Genomic DNA, 17304 nt, shown 5'->3' on the forward strand with positions numbered 1-17304 from the left:
TCTCTCACGCCTGTCGGTGTTCGTTCGGCGTCGCTACTCGTAGGCCCACCGGGCCTTCTCCTCACGCTCCGCCCTTGAAATTCAGTTGGCGCCAGGCTTCGTAGATGGCGATGGACGCGCAATTGGTGAGGTTCAGGGAACGCAAGGACGGGCGCATGGGCAGTCGCACCTGCTCGGCCACATGCGGGCCTTCCATGATGTCCATCGGGTCGGGGATGTCGCCGGGTTCGGGGCCGAACAGCAGGATGTCGGTCGGCTTGTATTCCACTTCGGTGTACAGCTTGGTGGCATGTGCGGTGAACGCGATGATGCGCGAATTGGGCATGGACTCCACCAGGTTGTCGAAATTCGGATGCAGCACCACGTGGGCCATGTCGTGGTAGTCGAGGCCTGCTCGGCGCAGCTTGGTGTCGCGCAGGTTGAAACCCAACGGCTCCACCAAATGCAGGATGGTGCCGGTCACCGCGCACAGGCGGATGGCCGAGCCGGTGTTGCCGGGAATACGCGGTGAGTAGTAGCACAGGTGCGGTGTTACGGTTTCGGTGGTGGCGGCCTTTTCAGCCGAGAGCATCGCGTCCACCACGGAGATGGGGTTGCCATGCGCGTCGGTTACGAGTTCGTCCGGTCCGTAATTCGATTTACGGTACCCGTACTCGAACATCGTCTCGACTTTTGTTTCGGGATTCTGCGCGTTCTGCGAATTCTGTTCTGCCTCGTTCGTCATAGCTGCTAAGAATAAGAACGATGAACGACACAGCAATTTCTTTACGGCTCGGCGCATGGTGGGAGGCCAATGCGCGTGACTTGCCATGGCGCTTCGGACGGGCCACGCCGTGGGGCGTGCTGGTCAGTGAGGTGATGAGCCAGCAGACGCAGATGAGTCGTGTGGTGCCGTATTGGAACGATTGGATGGCACGCTGGCCTGACGCCCGTGCTCTTGCCGCAGCACCTAAAGCCGATGTGATCACCGCATGGGGCCGGCTTGGCTATCCTCGCCGTGCGCTGCGATTGCAGGAATGCGCCCGCGTGGTGGCGGAAGAATATGGCGATGAGCTGCCTCGCACCTACGACGAGCTCGTCGCTCTGCCCGGTATCGGCGACTACACCGCCTCCGCCGTGCTGAGCTTTGCATTCGGTGAGCGCATTGCGGTGATCGATACGAATATTCGCCGCGTGCTGAGCCGCGTATTCCTCGGCACCGAATCTCGCGGGGGAGCGGCGAGCCCGGCCGAACGCGCGCTCGCCAACCGCATGTTGCCCCAAGACAGGGTTTGTGGGGACGGTGCCGATTGCACGGACCATGCATATCGATCCGGCGAACACACTTTCCTGCAGCGCAGCGAACCTCCATCGGTCACGTGGAATCAGTCGGTGATGGAATTGGGCGCGGTGGTTTGCACAGCCAAGACGCCGTTATGCGAGATTTGCCCGATTGCGGATGATTGTGCATTTCTCAAAGCCGGCCGCCCCGGACTGGGGGAGCGCCGCACCCGCCCGCGGCAGCGATTCCAAGGCACGGATCGACAGGTGCGCGGTCTGGTGCTCGCCGCGCTGCGCGAGCTTCCCGCTGGAGTCGCGTTGCCCAGGGAAGCTGCCGACAAGCTTTGGAAGGACCAGATTCAGCTTGCCGCCTGCATCACCAGCCTTGACGATGATGGCCTAATCGAGATTCTGGACGGCGGCCTGCGACTACCCAACTGACATTGTGAAAAATGGTGGGCTCCCCAAGCGTGTATGGGTGTGGTGACCGTAGACTGGAAGAGTTATGGCAGTGCAGAGGAACACATCAGGCGCGAGAACGGCACGCGGAGCCGGTACCGGGGCCAATGGGCCATCCGGCGGGCCCGCCCGAAACGACCGTTCCGGCAAGCCGCGCAAGCGCAAGATCAGCAAAAAGCAGCAGGCCATCTATCGTCGTCGGCGTATCGTGGCCGGTACGGTGTTGCTGCTGATAATCGCGCTGATTGTATTCTGCGTGTACAGCCTTGGCCGGGGTATCGGTGCCGTGAACACGATGATTCACCATGACGAGGTGTATGCGATTTCCCGCGACGCCACGCCGGCGCCGAAGAAAGTCAGCAACGTCAAGGATTGCTCGGCCAGTGATGTGACATTGCAGCTTTCCGCGGCCTCCCAATCCGTGCCGGTAGGAGGATCGCTTGATTTCACCGCGACCATCGTGCACGAGGGGTCAGGCAACTGTTTGGTGGACGGGTCCGATTCCGGCCGTGTGCTCACCATTACTTCCGGTCAGGAAACGATTTACAAGTCCGATGTGTGTCCGGCGGATTCGCGTCTGCTGCTGATGGCTAAGGGTGATAAGGACGTTCAGAAGGTCACGTGGAATACCAATGCGAACGCCACGCTCACCGAATGCACGGATGAGTCGGGTTGGGCCAAGGTCAATGCGGGAACGTACGTGGCGCAGTTGAGTCTGAAGGATCATCCGAAGGTGAAGAGCGATCCGGTGACGTTTACGGTGGGGTAGGACCTGCGGTTGGTGTTTGGACGCTGGGTCTCTCCCTCAGTCTCGCTCCGCTCGACAGCTCCCTCGTCAGCGGGAGCTAAAAATGTCCTCGCATATCAGTATTCTTTTGACTTTGCATGAGGTGTGTCATATTGCGGGCATGCCGTCGACAATGAAGCGTCCGCATAGGCATATGGTGGCCATGCCGGCGCTCCCAGGGGAATTACCACATATTAGCGAGCGATAAGGAACGTCCATTGGCTACTGAGTCTACGACGAACACCACCACCATCATCGCACGCGCCGACCAGCATGACATTGATCTGCACAAGGCGTCGGATCGCGTGAACTTCGGTTCCATCAAGGAACCCATCGATGTGCCCTACCTGCTGGGCGTACAGACCGACAGCTTCGACTGGCTGATCGGCTCCGACCGCTGGAAGAAGCGCGTCGAAGAGGATGAGGCTAACGGCACCAACACCGTGGCCCACACCTCCGGTCTCGACGAGGTCTTCAACGAGATCTCCCCGATCGAGAACTTTGCACAGACCATGTCCCTGACCTTCTCGGACCCGTACTTCGAGGAGCCGCGCCACACCGTGCAGGAGTGCAAGGAGAAGGATTACACCTACTCCGCTCCGCTGTACGTGAACGCCGAATTCGAGAACGGCGACACCGGCGAGATCAAGTCCCAGACCGTGTTTATGGGCGACTTCCCGCTGCAGACCCCGCACGGTACCTTCATCATCGGCGGCACCGAGCGAGTCATCGTCTCCCAGCTCGTGCGTTCCCCGGGCGTCTACTTCGACCGCCAGCAGGATCGCACCTCCGATAAGGAAGTCTTCGGCGCGAAGATCATCCCGAGCCGCGGTGCATGGCTCGAGTTCGAGATCGACAAGAAGGACCAGCCGCAGGTGCGCGTGGACCGCAAGCGCAAGCAGTCCGCCATCGTGTTCCTCATGGCCATCGGCATGACCAAGTCCGAGATCGCCCAGGCCTTCAAGGATTACCCGCTGGTGCTCGACGCCCTGGAGAAGGAAACCCTCGAAACCCAGGACGAGGCCCTCGTCGACCTCTACCGCAAGATTCGTCCGGCCGACACCCCGACCCCCGAGGCCGGCAAGAACCTGCTGGACTCCTTCTACTTCAACACCAAGCGCTACGATTTGGCCCGCGTCGGCCGCTACAAGATCAATCGCAAGCTGGGTGTCGAGGCCGATTTCAACGATCGTTCCCTCCACCAGGAAGACATCATCGCCACGATCAAGTACCTGGTGGCCCTGCACGACGGTGCGGCGACCTTCCCGGGCAAGCGCAACGGCGAAGACGTTGACCTGCGCGTGGACGTCGACGATATCGATCACTTCGGCAACCGCCGTATCCGCCAGGTCGGCGAGCTGATCCAGAACCAGCTGCGTACCGGTCTGAGCCGTATGGAGCGCGTGGTGCGCGAGCGTATGACCACTCAGGACGCCGAGGCCATCACCCCGCAGTCCCTGATCAACATCCGCCCGGTGAACGCCACCATCAAGGAGTTCTTCGGCACTTCCCAGCTCTCCCAGTTCATGGATCAGAACAACCCGCTGTCCGGTGTGACGAACAAGCGTCGTCTTTCCGCCCTGGGCCCCGGCGGTCTGTCCCGCGACCGCGCCTCCATGGAAGTGCGCGACGTGCACCCGTCCCACTTCGGCCGTATGTGCCCGATCGAGTCTCCTGAAGGCCCGAACATCGGTCTGATCGGCTCCCTGGCAACCTTCGGCCGCGTCAACCCGTTCGGCTTCATCGAGACCCCGTACCGCAAGGTCGTCAACGGCCATGTGACCGACGAGGTCGAGTACATGACCGCTGACCGCGATCTTGACCACGTCATCGCCCAGGCCAACCAGGAGCTCGACGAGAACGGCAACTTCGTCTCCAAGTCCGCCCTTGCCCGAGTCGGCGAGGAAGAGGCGGTCGATGTGCCGGTGAGCTCCGTGGATTACATGGACGTCTCCCCGCGTCAGATGGTCTCCCTCGGCGCCTCCCTGATCCCGTTCCTGGAGCATGATGAGGGCCACCGTGCACTGATGGGTACCAACATGCAGCGTCAGGCCGTGCCGCTGATCGAATCCGAGCGCCCGCTGGTGGGCACCGGCTCCGAATGGCGCGCCGCCAACGACTCCGGCGACGTCATCAAGTCCGAGAAGGACGGTGTGGTCACCTACGTGTCCGCCGACCTGATCCGCGTGATGAACGACGACGGCACCACCAGCTCCTACAAGCTGGCCAAGTTCCAGCGCTCCAACCAGACCACCTGCTACAACCAGCGCCCGATCATCCATGATGGCGAGCGTGTGGAGGCCGGTTCGGTGCTGGCCGATGGTCCTGCCATCCAGAAGGGCGACCTGGCCCTGGGCAAGAACCTGCTCATCGCCTTCATGCCGTGGAACGGCTACAACTACGAGGATGCTGTGATCATCTCCCAGCGCCTCGTGCAGGACGACACCCTCTCCTCCATCCACATCGAGGAGTACGAGATCGACGCCCGCGAAACCAAGCTGGGCGCCGAAGAGATCACCCGCGATCTGCCGAACGTCGGCGAGGACGCCGTGGCCAACCTCGACGAGCGCGGCATCATCCGCATCGGCGCCGAGGTCGAGGCCGGCGACATCCTGGTCGGTAAGGTCACCCCGAAGGGTGAGACCGAGCTGACCCCGGAGGAGCGCCTGCTGCGCGCCATCTTCGGCGAGAAGTCCCGCGAGGTGCGCGACACCTCCCTGCGTGTGCCCCACGGCGAGACCGGTACCGTCATCGGCGTCAAGGAGATCACCCGCGAGGATGCCGAGGAGGACGGTGACGAGCTGCCCAACGGCGTCAACCAGATGATCCGCGTCTACATCGCCCAGCACCGCAAGATCACCGTGGGCGACAAGCTCTCCGGCCGCCACGGCAACAAGGGCTGCATCTCCCGCATCCTGCCGGAAGAGGACATGCCGTTCCTTGCCGACGGTACTCCGGTCGACATCATGTTGAACCCGCTGGGTGTGCCTTCCCGAATGAACCTCGGTCAGGTGCTCGAACTGCACCTTGGCTGGATCGCCCACTCCGGTTGGGATATCTCCCTTGACCCGAACATGGAAGCCGAGTGGAAGAAGCTGGTTCCGTCCGGTGCCGAGAAGGCCGAGCCGAACACCCCGGTCGCCACCCCGGTGTTCGACGGTGTCAAGCCCGAGGTCCTGAAGGGCCTGCTGTCCACCACGCTGCCGAATCGTGACGGCGACCGTCTGGTCGGCCCCGACGGCAAGGCCACCCTGTTCGATGGCCGTACCGGTGAGCCGTACACCAAGCCGATTTCCGTTGGCTACATGTACATGTTGAAGCTGCACCACCTGGTCGACGACAAGATTCACGCTCGTTCCACCGGCCCGTACTCCATGATCACCCAGCAGCCGCTCGGTGGTAAGGCCCAGTTCGGTGGCCAGCGCTTCGGCGAGATGGAGGTGTGGGCCCTTGAGGCCTACGGTGCCGCCTACACGCTGCACGAGATGATGACCACCAAGTCCGATGACGTCGACGGCCGCGTGCGCGTCTACGGTGCCATCGTCAAGGGCGATAACCTGCCGCCGGCAGGCATCCCTGAGTCGTTCAAGGTGCTCCTGAAGGAAATGCAGTCCCTGTCCCTGAACGTCGAAGTGCTCAACGCCGAAGGCGTGGCCATCGACATGAAGGATGAGGATGACGATCCGGCCAGCTCCGCTGACGACCTCGGCTTCAACATTGGCGCCCGCCCCGACGCGGCCGCCAAGGAAGACCAGAAGGCCGAAGAGCCCGAATACCAGTGATCCCTCGGGCTGCATGCGGTCAATACGCCGCGTGTAGCCCCGCCAACGTGAAATAGATAACGTACAGAGACCTTTCCGGTTTGCACTACCCCTCAGTCAGCCTTGGCTGACAGCTCCCCTGACAAGGGGAGCTTGGGAAGGTCTCAAGAACAGAAACGGATTAACAAGTGCTGGACGTCAACGCATTTGACAAGATTCGCATCGGCCTTGCCACCGCCGATGACATCCGTGGTTGGAGCCACGGTGAGGTCAAGAAGCCTGAAACCATCAACTACCGTACGCTGAAGCCTGAGAAGGACGGTCTGTTCGGCGAACAGATCTTCGGCCCGACCCGTGACTGGGAGTGCGCCTGCGGCAAGTACAAGCGCGTGCGTTTCAAGGGCATCGTCTGCGAGCGATGCGGTGTCGAAGTGACCCGCAGCCGCGTGCGCCGTGAGCGCATGGGCCACATCGAGCTCGCCGCCCCGGTGACGCACATCTGGTTCTTCAAGGGTGTGCCTTCCCGCCTCGGCTACCTGCTGAACGTCACCCCGAAGGATCTGGAGCGCGTGATCTACTTCGCCTCCTACATGGTCACCGAGGTGAACGAGGACGAGCGTCACAACGATCTGCCCGGCCTGCAGGACGAGTTCGATTCCGAGATCAAGCGCCTTGAGCAGCGCCGTGACTCCGACATCGAAGCCCGCGCCAAGAAGGTCGAAGAGGATCTCGCCGCCCTTGAGGAGGCCGGCGAGGCCAAGGGCCCGGCCCGCACCAAGCTGCGTAACGGTGCCGAGCGCGATATGGCCGCCATCCGCACCCGCTACAACGACCAGATCGCCCGTGTGGACGCCGTCTTCGACAAGTTCAAGAAGCTCAAGCCCGGCGACATGGTCGACGACGTGGACCTGTGGCGCGAGATGCAGGACCGCTACGGCGATTACTTCGACGGCTGCATGGGCGCCGAAGCCATCAAGAAGCGCCTGCAGTCCCTTGACCTGGAGACCATCTCCAAGGAACTGCGCGAGGAGATCAAGGACGCTTCCGAACAGCGTAAGACCAAGGCCCTGAAGCGTCTCAAGGTCGTCAACGCCTTCCTGACCACCGGCAACAAGCCGGAGGCCATGGTGCTCGACGTGATCCCGGTCATCCCGCCGGACCTGCGCCCGATGGTCCAGCTCGACGGTGGCCGCTTCGCCACCTCCGACCTCAACGACCTGTACCGCCGTGTGATCAACCGTAACAACCGTCTGAAGCGACTGATCGAGCTCGGCGCCCCTGAAATCATGCTCAACAACGAGAAGCGCATGCTTCAGGAAGCCGTCGACTCCCTGTTCGATAACGGCCGTCGTGGTCGCCCGGTCACCGGTGCCTCCAACCGTCCGCTGAAGTCCCTGTCCGACATGCTCAAGGGTAAGCAGGGTCGTTTCCGTCAGAACCTGCTCGGTAAGCGAGTCGACTACTCCGGCCGTTCCGTGATCGTGGTCGGCCCGTCCCTGCGCATGCACCAGTGTGGTCTGCCGAAGCCGATGGCCCTCGAGCTGTTCAAGCCGTTCGTCATCAAGCGCCTCGTGGACCTGAACTACGCGCAGAACATGAAGTCCGCCAAGCGTCTCGTGGACCGCGGCGACGCCGAAGTGTGGGGCGTGCTCGAGGAGGTCATCTCCGAGCACCCCGTGCTGCTCAACCGTGCACCTACGCTGCACCGTCTGGGCATCCAGGCGTTCGAGCCGATCCTGGTGGAAGGCAAGGCCATCCACCTGCCGCCGCTGGCCTGCGCCGCCTTCAACGCCGACTTCGATGGTGACCAGATGGCAGTCCACCTGCCCCTGTCCGCCGAGGCCCAGGCCGAGGCCCGCTCGCTGATGATGGCTTCCGACAACATCCTGAAGCCGGCTGACGGTCACACCGTGACCATGCCGTCCCAGGACATGATCCTCGGTCTGTACTACCTGTCCACCGTGCTGGAAGGCGCCAAGGGCCAGGGCCGCGTGTTTTCCTCGCTGGAAGAGGCCGAAATGGCCCTCGACCGCCACGAGATCGACATGCAGGCCAAGGTGCTCATCCGCCTGCCCGAGAGCTTCGTTCTGCCGAAGAACTGGGAGCCCGGCGAGGTCAAGGTGCTCGACCCGCGCGAAGGTGAGGACGAGGTCGTCGAGGAAGAGCGCTTCCACGACGGCACCGTGCTGTTCGCCACCTCCTACGGCCGCATCCTGTTCAACGAGACTCTGCCGACCGACTACCCGTTCGTCAACGAGCAGGTGGCCAAGGGCCGTCTGTCCAAGATTGTCGATGACATCGCCATGCGTTACTCCACCCAGCAGGTGGCCGCCACGCTGGATGCCCTGAAGGATCTTGGCTTCACCCGTGCACCGTGGTCCGGCGTGTCCTTCGCGTTCTCCGACGTGAACGAGCCGCCCGAGCGCGACGAGAAGATCGCCGAGTACGAGGCCAAGGCCGACAAGGTCAACGCCAACTACGAGATGGGTCTGTTGACCGAGGAAGCTCGTCGTCAGGAACTCATCGACCTGTGGACCGAGTGCACCGCCGAGGTGTCCAAGGAAGTCGAGGAGAAGTTCGACCCGACCTCCAACCTGGCCATCATCGTGCAGTCCGGTGCACGAGGCAACATGATGCAGATCAACCAGATCGCAGGTATGCGAGGCCTCGTGGCTAACCCGAAGGGTGAGATCATTCCTCGTCCTGTGAAGTCCAACTACCGCGACGGCCTGTCCGTGCTGGAGTACTTCATCTCCCAGCACGGCGCCCGCAAGGGTCTGGCCGATACCGCACTGCGTACCGCAGAATCCGGTTACCTGACCCGTCGTCTGGTCGACGTCTCCCAGGACGTCATCGTGCGCGAAGAGGACTGCGGCACCAAGGCCGGTCTGCCCATCCGTGTCGCCGAGCGCGACAACGACGGCAACCTGGTGCTCGTCAAGGCCGCCGATGGCGGTCCGTACTCCCGTCTGCTCGCCGCCGACGTCATCGACCCGGCCGACGGACAGACCGTGCTGTACAAGCGCGACGACGCCCTGTCCATGGACGTGCTCAACGACCTCGTGGCCCACGGTGTCGAGGAAGTCAAGTGCCGTTCCGTGCTGACCTGCGAGTCCAAGCGCGGCGTGTGCGCCAAGTGCTACGGCTGGTCCCTGGCCACCAACAAGCTGGTCGATGTCGGCGAGACCGTCGGTATCGTCGCCGCCCAGTCCATCGGTGAGCCTGGTACCCAGCTGACGCTGCGCTCCTTCCACTCCGGCGGTGTGGCCGCGGCATCCGATATCACCCAGGGTCTTCCCCGTGTCACCGAGCTTTTCGAGGCGCGTACCCCGAAGGGCGAGGCGCCGATCACCGAGTTCGCCGGCAGCATCAAGATCGTGGAGAACGATCGCGGTCGCCAGATCATCCTGACCCCGGACGCCGATTCCGGCGCGCCGAAGGAAGACGGCGTGATCAAGCCGATCACCTACCAGGTCTCCAAGCGCGTGCCGCTCAAGGTTGCCGACGGCGACCACATCAAGGTCGGCACCCAGCTGGTCGAAGGTTCCGTGGATCCGAAGAAGATCCTCACCATCCTCGGCAAGCGCGCCGCCCAGGTCAACATCGTGGAGGAAGTGCACACCGTGTACCGCTCCCAGGGCGTGGATATCCACGACAAGCACATCGAGGTCATCGTGCACCAGATGACCCGTCGCGTGACCATCATCGACTCCGGCGACACCGACCTGCTGCCCGGCGAGCTGGTGGACAACGCCCGCTTCCGCGAGATCAACCGCAACATCGTCAAGAACGGTGGCCGTCCGGCCGTCGGTCGTCCGGCGCTTATGGGCATCACCAAGGCGTCTCTGGCCACCGACTCCTGGCTGTCCGCCGCATCCTTCCAGGAGACCACCCGCGTGCTCACCGAAGCCGCGCTCTCCGAGAAGGTCGATGACCTCAAGGGCCTCAAGGAGAACGTCATCATCGGTAAGCTCATCCCGGCCGGTACGGGCCTCGCCCGCTACCGCAACGCCGTGGTCGAGCCCGACAAGGCCATCCGCGACACCATCTACCCGAACTTCGGTCTGGGCGGCGATGGCGATCTCGGCGACGCGACCTTCTCCGACGCCGACCTGTCCGACCTGAACTTCTCGAATCTCGAGTTCGGCGATCTGAAGCTCGGCGACGACTTCAACCCGGATGATTTCTACTCCGATCAGGGCGGTCAGCCTGACATCGAGGAGTAAGCGAGAGGGTCCTAGAAAGGATGTCCTTTCTAGGACTCAGATCTTGCGTTAATCGCAATAAGATGGCCCGGAACTATATCAGTTCCGGGCCATCCGTATATTTGCCATTGTGATTTTCCTGTTGAACAAGAGCAGGCAGCCGCTCGTTGCTTGATTACTCAGGCCTGTTTTTCGGTGAACTGGAAGAACTGATCACCAATACGCACCGTTGAAGGTGCACTGAGCTTGAGCGTTGTGCCCTTGGTGACTTGGGTCTCCTGGCCATTGGTGATGATGTAGGTGCCGTTCAACGAGCCGTAGTCCTCGATCCACAGCGCGCCATCGGTGTCGATGCTGATGGCGGCATGGTTGCGGGACGTGGTGCGGGTCGGGTCTTCGATACGCTCCGCCTTGGCACCTTGCGGCACATCCATGGAAGGCTTGCGGCCCAGCAACGTGCTCTTATCGATCACAATGGTCTGGCCGGTGACATCGTTATGCAGTAAGTACGTCTTCTTCGGTGCCTTGGACGTGAACGAGGAGGAGAGCACGGTGCCGTCCCAATCCTCGATGTCGTTTTCGGCGGCGTGCGGTGTGGTGTCTGCCGGAGCGGTGGCAGCGGGCTCATCGGCGGCGGTAGCGGCAGTGGCGGCAGGCTCTGCCGCAAAAGCGGTATTGGCCGCGGTTTCCGCAGAGCTGGGCTGCCCATAGTCGTTCTGCGGTTCGGCTGTGCCAACTGCGGAATCCGGGGTGCCTTCCACCGGATCGTCGGAATACCAACCCAGTTCAGGTGCTGGAGGGTAGGGAAGTTTGACCATGATGATGCCGTCCTTTCACTGACGAAAAGCCAGAGCGGCGTTGATTGCCGGGTCGCCGAGCTGGCCCAGCCATTCGATCAGTGCCGGATAGGTGTTGGGATTACGTGCGATGCAGGCGCGTAGTTCAGGCGCGTACTGGGCAATCTGGGCGATTTGCATCTGGTCGGTGGTGGTCAGGGCCTGTTCGGCGGTGAAGCCATAAGGATTGGTGGCCACAGGCTCCTCGAATGCCGCCTGAGCTGCGGGCTGCTGGGCCGCGTACTGGTCGGCGGCGGGCTGGGCGGCGGCAGTCTGGTCGGCGGCGGGCTGGGCGGCGTTGTACTGGGCGGCGGCAGTCTGCTGAGCCGCGGCGTACTGGTCGGCGGCGTAAGCGTCTGCAGGCTGCTGCTCGGCAGCCTGCTGGGCCGCCTGTTCCGGAGCCTCCTGATCCTGAACCGGGCCGCCGAATGCGTCGGCGGTGAACCCGTATTGTGCCAGGGTTTCGCGGGCACGCTCATCGCCGAATTCGGCGATCCAACGCTTCAAGCCGGGATAACAACGCGGATTCACGGCGACGTTTGCGCCGAATTCCGGATTCTCGTAGGCGATTTTTGCCAACAGAATCGGGTCCGCGTTCGGATCCTGTACGGCAGCGACCGCAGCATCATAATCAACCATGGGATTACCTCCTTATGTTCGCTCGGTTATGCCGAACGTATGGTCCGTAGTGTTCGCAGTGTTGCGTCTTCAATGGCGCCAATGTCCTCGCCCTCGTCCAGTCTAAAAGCGCTGAACGCGTGATGTTCGGGTTCGGTCAGTGGCATATCGGCCACAATCACAGTGATATTGTCGGTTCCGCCCGCATCGAGCGCGGCCGCCACCAAGGCGTCCACGGCTTCCTGTCTTGGTTGTTGTTGCGCCTAAGACCCACGTCACTGGTCATCGCGACACGGATGGAACCTGTGGTCATGACGTTTTCCTCTTCTTATGCTTGCGCTTGACTCGCGCTGTATGCGGCTTTGCTGCGTGTCTATTTGCCAATATAGACACGCTTTTCAGCGAAAGCCGTGTACGTATCCTCCTGAAACGCGGCAAAGAAGCGAGCATTGCCTTGCGCAACCGGTCGACTCCATTCCAATATGTGGTGGCTTGGCCCGATGCAATGTCTTGCCCCGAGAACGTGGCGTAGTCGGCTTCCCGACCGAGTTGAATCAGTGCCTGATCGTCCGTGCCGAGCTGACGGGCGATTGCGCCGGCCTGATCGCGACGAGTGCCCTTGGCTGTGATGCCGCTTTGCTCGGCAAGTATGTGTATGGCATTCCACCCCGCTGCCACACGGGCTTTCGGACTGCCGTGCCGTCGTGCACGTGCCAGCAATGCAGCTTTAAATATCAGGATTAGTCCGCAAACGATGAGCAGAGTCCACAGGGGGCTTCCATAGATGGCTACCGCACGAGTAACTCGCCAGAACCGCACCCAGAACAGGTTGGTCGGCGAATCATCGGCGTCGGTACCGGCCAACGAACTCTGGCCTTTGGCCTGCGTCTGATCGCGCAGCGGGTCGGTCAACGGTACTGGTGGTTGCCGGACCAGTGTCTGCGGATTCGGCGGCGTCAGGTTCTGGTTTTCATCAGGCACCTTGGTCTCCTTGGGCGTCGGATAGAACGCCACCCATCCCAGGCCTTGCAATTTGATTTCCACCCAAGCGGTCACATCATTGCCGGTGAATTCGATTTTGGTGCCATTGCCTGAAGTCTTCTCCGTGCGGGCATCGGTGATTTCGCCATCCTCGTTTTTCGGCAGGAATCCCAGGACCACACGGGAGGGCAGTCCCAGCTCACGAGCCATCAGTGCCATGGCGGAGGCATATTGTTCGGAATCACCCACCATGGCCGTGCCTGCCAGCAGCTTGTTGATACGGTAATTGCCATGGCCCGCATCGGAAGGATAATCGCCTTCCAGACCGTGTGAGAACCATCCGGAGTCTTTCAATGTGTCGGCCAAGGCCGTGGCGGCGGCACCGCCCGAGGACTGCCCGCCGGCAATGGACGTGGCCAGTTTGCTGGCCGAATCGGGAACATCCTGGGCTGAAGGTTGCGTGATGCGGGCCGCGGCCGCACTGCTGATCTGCTTATCGGTGGGCTTGTGGGCTATGATGCCGGATTCGGTATAGGTGAGTCCCTTGCGCGTGCCGGCGGGAATAATGGCGGAATCGGTATCCGTGTTGTAGTAGAACGTGTCATTGCCGTTGTCGGCATCGTTGGCGAAGCTCACGCCAGCGGCCGCTCCCGCCAGCGGCAGCCAGGTGTCGGTCAGTCCCTGATCGACGGTGAAGGTCGCAGTGAATGATTTACCCTGCTCATCCGCCTTGATCGTGGTGCCCACGCGATGATAATTCGAGGAGTCCGTGGCTTCGGAAGAATCGGACAGGTTCCATACTGTGCCGTCGAATCGATCCATCACCGCAAGTTTGACCGGTGTTCCGGCCGGTAGATTATGGACGGTCAGCAACACGTCTTTTTTGTGGTCCTTGATATAGGATCGCATGCCGCTGAGCGGGCTGGTGTAATCGTAGGGGCTTAACGGCGGATCGTAGCGGTCACGCAGCACGAAACGGTCCTGCGGCACCAGCAACGTGCCCCCGAAAGCAAGGCCGGCAGCGAGCACGACGATGATCAGCGCGGATATCCAGCGCCCCCATTCCAGCAGTTCAAGACGCCAAGACAGCCAGATAATCAGCAGCAAGGCAAAGGCAATGCCGCAGATGGCACGTTGCCAGCCGCTGTCCGTACCCAGCAGAGCACATACGGCCACGGCCGCCGCAAGGGGCGGCACTCCCACCAGAGACAACCATGCGTTGGCATTAATGGCAAACACGCCGGTGAGGAACGTAAGCCACAGGCCGATGGTCCATACCGCCATCAGTACGCCGTCTTGCGTGCCCAGAGGCGGATCGACGGAAATAATGTACTTGAACGAGCCAAACGTCATTTCCCAACCTGAACTCAAGGTCTTCAAGGTGGGAATCACGTAATGGGACGTGGTGGAACTCAGCGTTACCACCGGACCGATGATGAATTGGGCAAACGCCAGAAACACGATTTGCCACCACAGTCGCAACGCCGGCAACATGCCCGCCAGAGCGATGATCGCGCCCAGCAAGGTGGCCGGTACAGCGGCAATCGTCCAAGTGGCCACGCCGCCGTACACGTCGATGAGATTGGCTTGCGCCAGCAACATCATCGCCGCTATGAGTACAAGGCTGGCGATTCGTTTGCCCCACGGCTGGCGACTGAGGCCCATGCCGCGAAGCACATTGCCTCTGGTCATCCAGATAACCGAATGTGTGGAGTCGGCCCAGGAGCCGGTGGTGGTGGAGGTTCCGGTGTACGTGCCGGAGGAAGTGCCGGTGTATGTGCCGCTCGATCCGGCGTACGCAGCGGTATTGGTAGTGGTGATACTGGACTGGTCGAAGGTCATGCGAGCACCCCCATGATCAGTGGGAGATCATCGAGTTCGCCGATGGTGGCCAATGTGAAATTGGCGAATCTTCTGATGCCGCGATTGGCGCCGGCGTTGGCCTGCAATACCACGCAGCTGGCCGATCGGGGCAAGGCCAAGGTCATGCGCTTGATTTGCTCGATGTCTTTCAGCGATCCAACAGTGAAAAAATAGAACGAAGCATCAGGACTGTGCTTCAGCGTGCCCTCGGCGAGATTCGGATTATCCTCACGATCAGGCTCTATGGCACTGGCGTTGTCGAGGAACTCCATGGCGCTGCGCGGTTGGCCATGCGCGTTGCCCGCGTGACAGACCAGCGGGCGATCCTGCAGCAGGCATTTGACGCCGATGGAGGAGTGGATGGACACCGCCATCTCGAATTCCTCGCCGTTGACGTACTCATCCGGGTTCACGCTGATGGTCACCGAGGTGTCGGTGCGGCGCGTGGCCTCATATTGGCGAATCATCAACGTGCCGGTTTTCGCGGAGCTCAGCCAGTGGACGTTACGCACGTCGTCGCCCGGCTCGTATTCGCGCAATCCGTAGAAGTCGAGATCATCATCCACGATCTGGCCGGATGGTTGGCCTTCCAGATCGCGGGGCACGCCGGCATTCAGGGTATCGAGACGAACGGTACGAGGATGGATGAATACGGTGATGCGGTCGGCCAACTCCTTTTCGTGACGCACTAGGCCGAACGGGTCTCCCTTGCGGATGCGCAACGGGCCGATGGGCAGTATTGCGCGCGATATGGTACGGAACTCCACATCGGTTTGCTTGGATTGCCCGGGAGCCAGCATGGGGATGTTGAATCGTTCACGCGCATCGCCGATTGGCAGATATCCGCGTGCCGTGGTCGTCGGCGTTCTGCCGGTGTTGTCGATGCCGACGATAACGGATACGGTGTCTCCCACGGTCACGCGATGATTGGATACGGCGATGGACGCGTGGAAGCGTGTGTTGCCGAGGGAAAGCGCGATTGCCGCGAGCATCATCACCATCGCCACGATGCCGAATACGAGCAGCTCATGCCAGCCCAGAGGCAGGAACGCAATAAGACATGCGATGCCTGTGCCCGTTACCGCCCAGCCCAAGGGCGAGACGTAGGATGCGAAGAACCGTCTGATGCGTCTTACCGCGCGCTTGAACATGCGTTCAGCGCGCCGGCGACGGCGTAATGAGGCGGATGCAGATGCCATGGTCGGATACCTTTCCAGGCCCTATCAGGAACCGATGGTGGGGGAGGGAACGTCTTCGAGCACCTGTGCGATCAGGCTTTCCGGAGTCGCGCCATCGAAGGTGGCTTCCGGAGTCAGCGTGATACGGTGTGCGAGCACGGCCACTGCAAGGTCCTTGATGTCATCCGGCACCACGTAGGCACGGCCATCGGCCGCGGCCCAGATACGGGCGCATCGGGTCAGTGCCAAAGCGCCACGCATGGAGGAGCCGACCGTGATCTTCTCGTTGTGGCGGGTCGCCTCGACGAGCCTGACGATGTATTCACGAATCGCATCATCCACATAGATTTCGGTGGCCACCTGACGCAGCCGCATGACATCGTCACCGCTCAGCACCGGGGAAATGGTCTGCGCACGGTCGGTGATATCGACCTGCTTGAGAATATCGACGGACACATCATGGCCCGGGTAGCCAATCGACGTCTTGATAAGGAATCGGTCCATCTGCGCCTCAGGCAGCTTATAGGTACCGAGCTGCTCGATGGGGTTCTGGGTTGCGATCACGATGAACGGCTGCGGCACATCATGGGTGACGCCGTCAACGGTGACTTTCTGCTCTTCCATAACCTCCAGAAGTGCGGACTGCGTCTTCGGCGATGCACGGTTGATCTCATCGGCCAGCACGATGGAGGCGAAAATCGGTCCCTCGCGGAACTCGAATTCTCCGCGCTTCTGATCGTAGAAAGTCACACCCACCACATCCGAAGGCAGCAGATCGGGCGTGAACTGAATACGCTTGAAACCGGTGGAAATGGAGTTGGCCAAGCCTCGGGCCAACTGGGTCTTACCGGTGCCGGGGTTGTCTTCAAGCAGAATATGGCCACCGACCATCAGTGCGGTGACGCATTGCTTGATGGGGATGGTCTTGCCGATAACCACCTTGGAGACATTCTCGATCAGCGCATTGAAGGACTGCTGGAAATCCCGGACCTGAGCCGTGGGCTGGGACAGTAGTCCGGAATTGATGCTGGCGGGCAGTGCCGATGCGGCTGCTTGCGCGGCTTTGCTCGACTGACGCTGCGGTTGGGATTGAGGCGTGCTGTCATCGCCCGCAGGGATGGAGGCGGCATCAGTAGTAGGAGACGGCTTTTCTGACGACGCTTGTGACGGCCACTGCGGTAGGTTAGGCAGCGCAACGGGCTGCGGCACCGACGCGGTGCTTGGGGTCGTGCCGGTGTGTGGTGCGGATGCCAGGTGCGTGGCGTCGGACAAGTGCGTGGCGTCGGATAGCTGCGTGCTGTCGGACAGACGGGTCGTGTCAGACAACTGCGTCGCGTCGTCGATGTTCTCGCTCAT

The 17304-nt window shown here is 61.5% G+C and carries 10 protein-coding genes and 1 pseudogene; 4 read left to right on the top strand and 7 right to left on the bottom strand.

Going from position 1 to position 17304, the window contains the following annotated elements; translation table 11 throughout:
* Positions 1-61: 61 nt before the first annotated feature.
* A complete protein-coding gene (locus tag FYJ31_RS08375; protein ID WP_014485112.1) occupies positions 62-724 on the bottom strand; it encodes a tRNA (cytidine(34)-2'-O)-methyltransferase in 663 nt (220 codons plus the stop codon).
* Positions 725-744: 20 nt separating this feature from the next.
* Here FYJ31_RS08375 and FYJ31_RS08380 point away from each other — a divergent pair, with 20 nt between their 5' ends.
* From FYJ31_RS08380 to FYJ31_RS08395, 4 genes are all read left to right on the top strand, one after another.
* On the top strand, positions 745-1701 hold the full coding sequence (locus FYJ31_RS08380) for an A/G-specific adenine glycosylase (protein WP_154536467.1): 957 nt from the start codon (positions 745-747) through the stop codon (positions 1699-1701).
* Between the two features lie 64 nt (positions 1702-1765).
* The gene (locus FYJ31_RS08385) at positions 1766-2488 is read left to right on the top strand and encodes a hypothetical protein (protein WP_060620046.1); all 723 of its coding nucleotides are present in this window, start codon (positions 1766-1768) and stop codon (positions 2486-2488) included.
* Positions 2489-2724: 236 nt separating this feature from the next.
* The gene (gene rpoB, locus FYJ31_RS08390) at positions 2725-6288 is read left to right on the top strand and encodes a DNA-directed RNA polymerase subunit beta (RefSeq protein WP_071478025.1); all 3564 of its coding nucleotides are present in this window, start codon (positions 2725-2727) and stop codon (positions 6286-6288) included.
* Positions 6289-6455: 167 nt separating this feature from the next.
* Complete coding sequence (locus tag FYJ31_RS08395; protein ID WP_326831198.1) at positions 6456-10493, top strand: DNA-directed RNA polymerase subunit beta'; 4038 nt, start codon at positions 6456-6458, stop codon at positions 10491-10493.
* Positions 10494-10651: 158 nt separating this feature from the next.
* On the opposite strand, the gene FYJ31_RS08400 is transcribed toward FYJ31_RS08395, so the two are convergent.
* From FYJ31_RS08400 to FYJ31_RS08425, 6 genes and pseudogenes are all read right to left on the bottom strand, one after another.
* Positions 10652-11290 carry an FHA domain-containing protein gene (locus tag FYJ31_RS08400; RefSeq protein WP_154536468.1) on the bottom strand — a complete coding sequence of 213 codons (639 nt, stop codon included), beginning with the start codon at positions 11288-11290 and terminating at the stop codon, positions 10652-10654.
* Between the two features lie 15 nt (positions 11291-11305).
* Positions 11306-11947 carry a variant leucine-rich repeat-containing protein gene (locus FYJ31_RS08405; protein WP_154536469.1) on the bottom strand — a complete coding sequence of 214 codons (642 nt, stop codon included), beginning with the start codon at positions 11945-11947 and terminating at the stop codon, positions 11306-11308.
* A gap of 26 nt (positions 11948-11973) precedes the next feature.
* A pseudogene (locus FYJ31_RS12870) lies at positions 11974-12171 on the bottom strand (PP2C family protein-serine/threonine phosphatase); the annotation flags it as partial.
* 64 nt (positions 12172-12235) lie between these two features.
* Positions 12236-14749: a DUF3488 and transglutaminase-like domain-containing protein gene (locus FYJ31_RS08415; protein WP_154536470.1), complete on the bottom strand. Its 2514-nt coding sequence runs from the start codon at positions 14747-14749 to the stop codon at positions 12236-12238.
* The gene (locus tag FYJ31_RS08420; RefSeq protein ID WP_154536471.1) at positions 14746-15969 is read right to left on the bottom strand and encodes a DUF58 domain-containing protein; all 1224 of its coding nucleotides are present in this window, start codon (positions 15967-15969) and stop codon (positions 14746-14748) included. Before FYJ31_RS08420 ends, FYJ31_RS08415 begins: the two co-directional genes overlap by 4 nt.
* A 24-nt stretch (positions 15970-15993) precedes the next feature.
* Complete coding sequence (locus tag FYJ31_RS08425) at positions 15994-17304, bottom strand: AAA family ATPase (RefSeq protein ID WP_154536472.1); 1311 nt, start codon at positions 17302-17304, stop codon at positions 15994-15996.

The organism is Bifidobacterium sp. WCA-178-WT-4B, from assembly GCF_009696495.1.
Taxonomy (GTDB): domain Bacteria; phylum Actinomycetota; class Actinomycetes; order Actinomycetales; family Bifidobacteriaceae; genus Bifidobacterium; species Bifidobacterium infantis.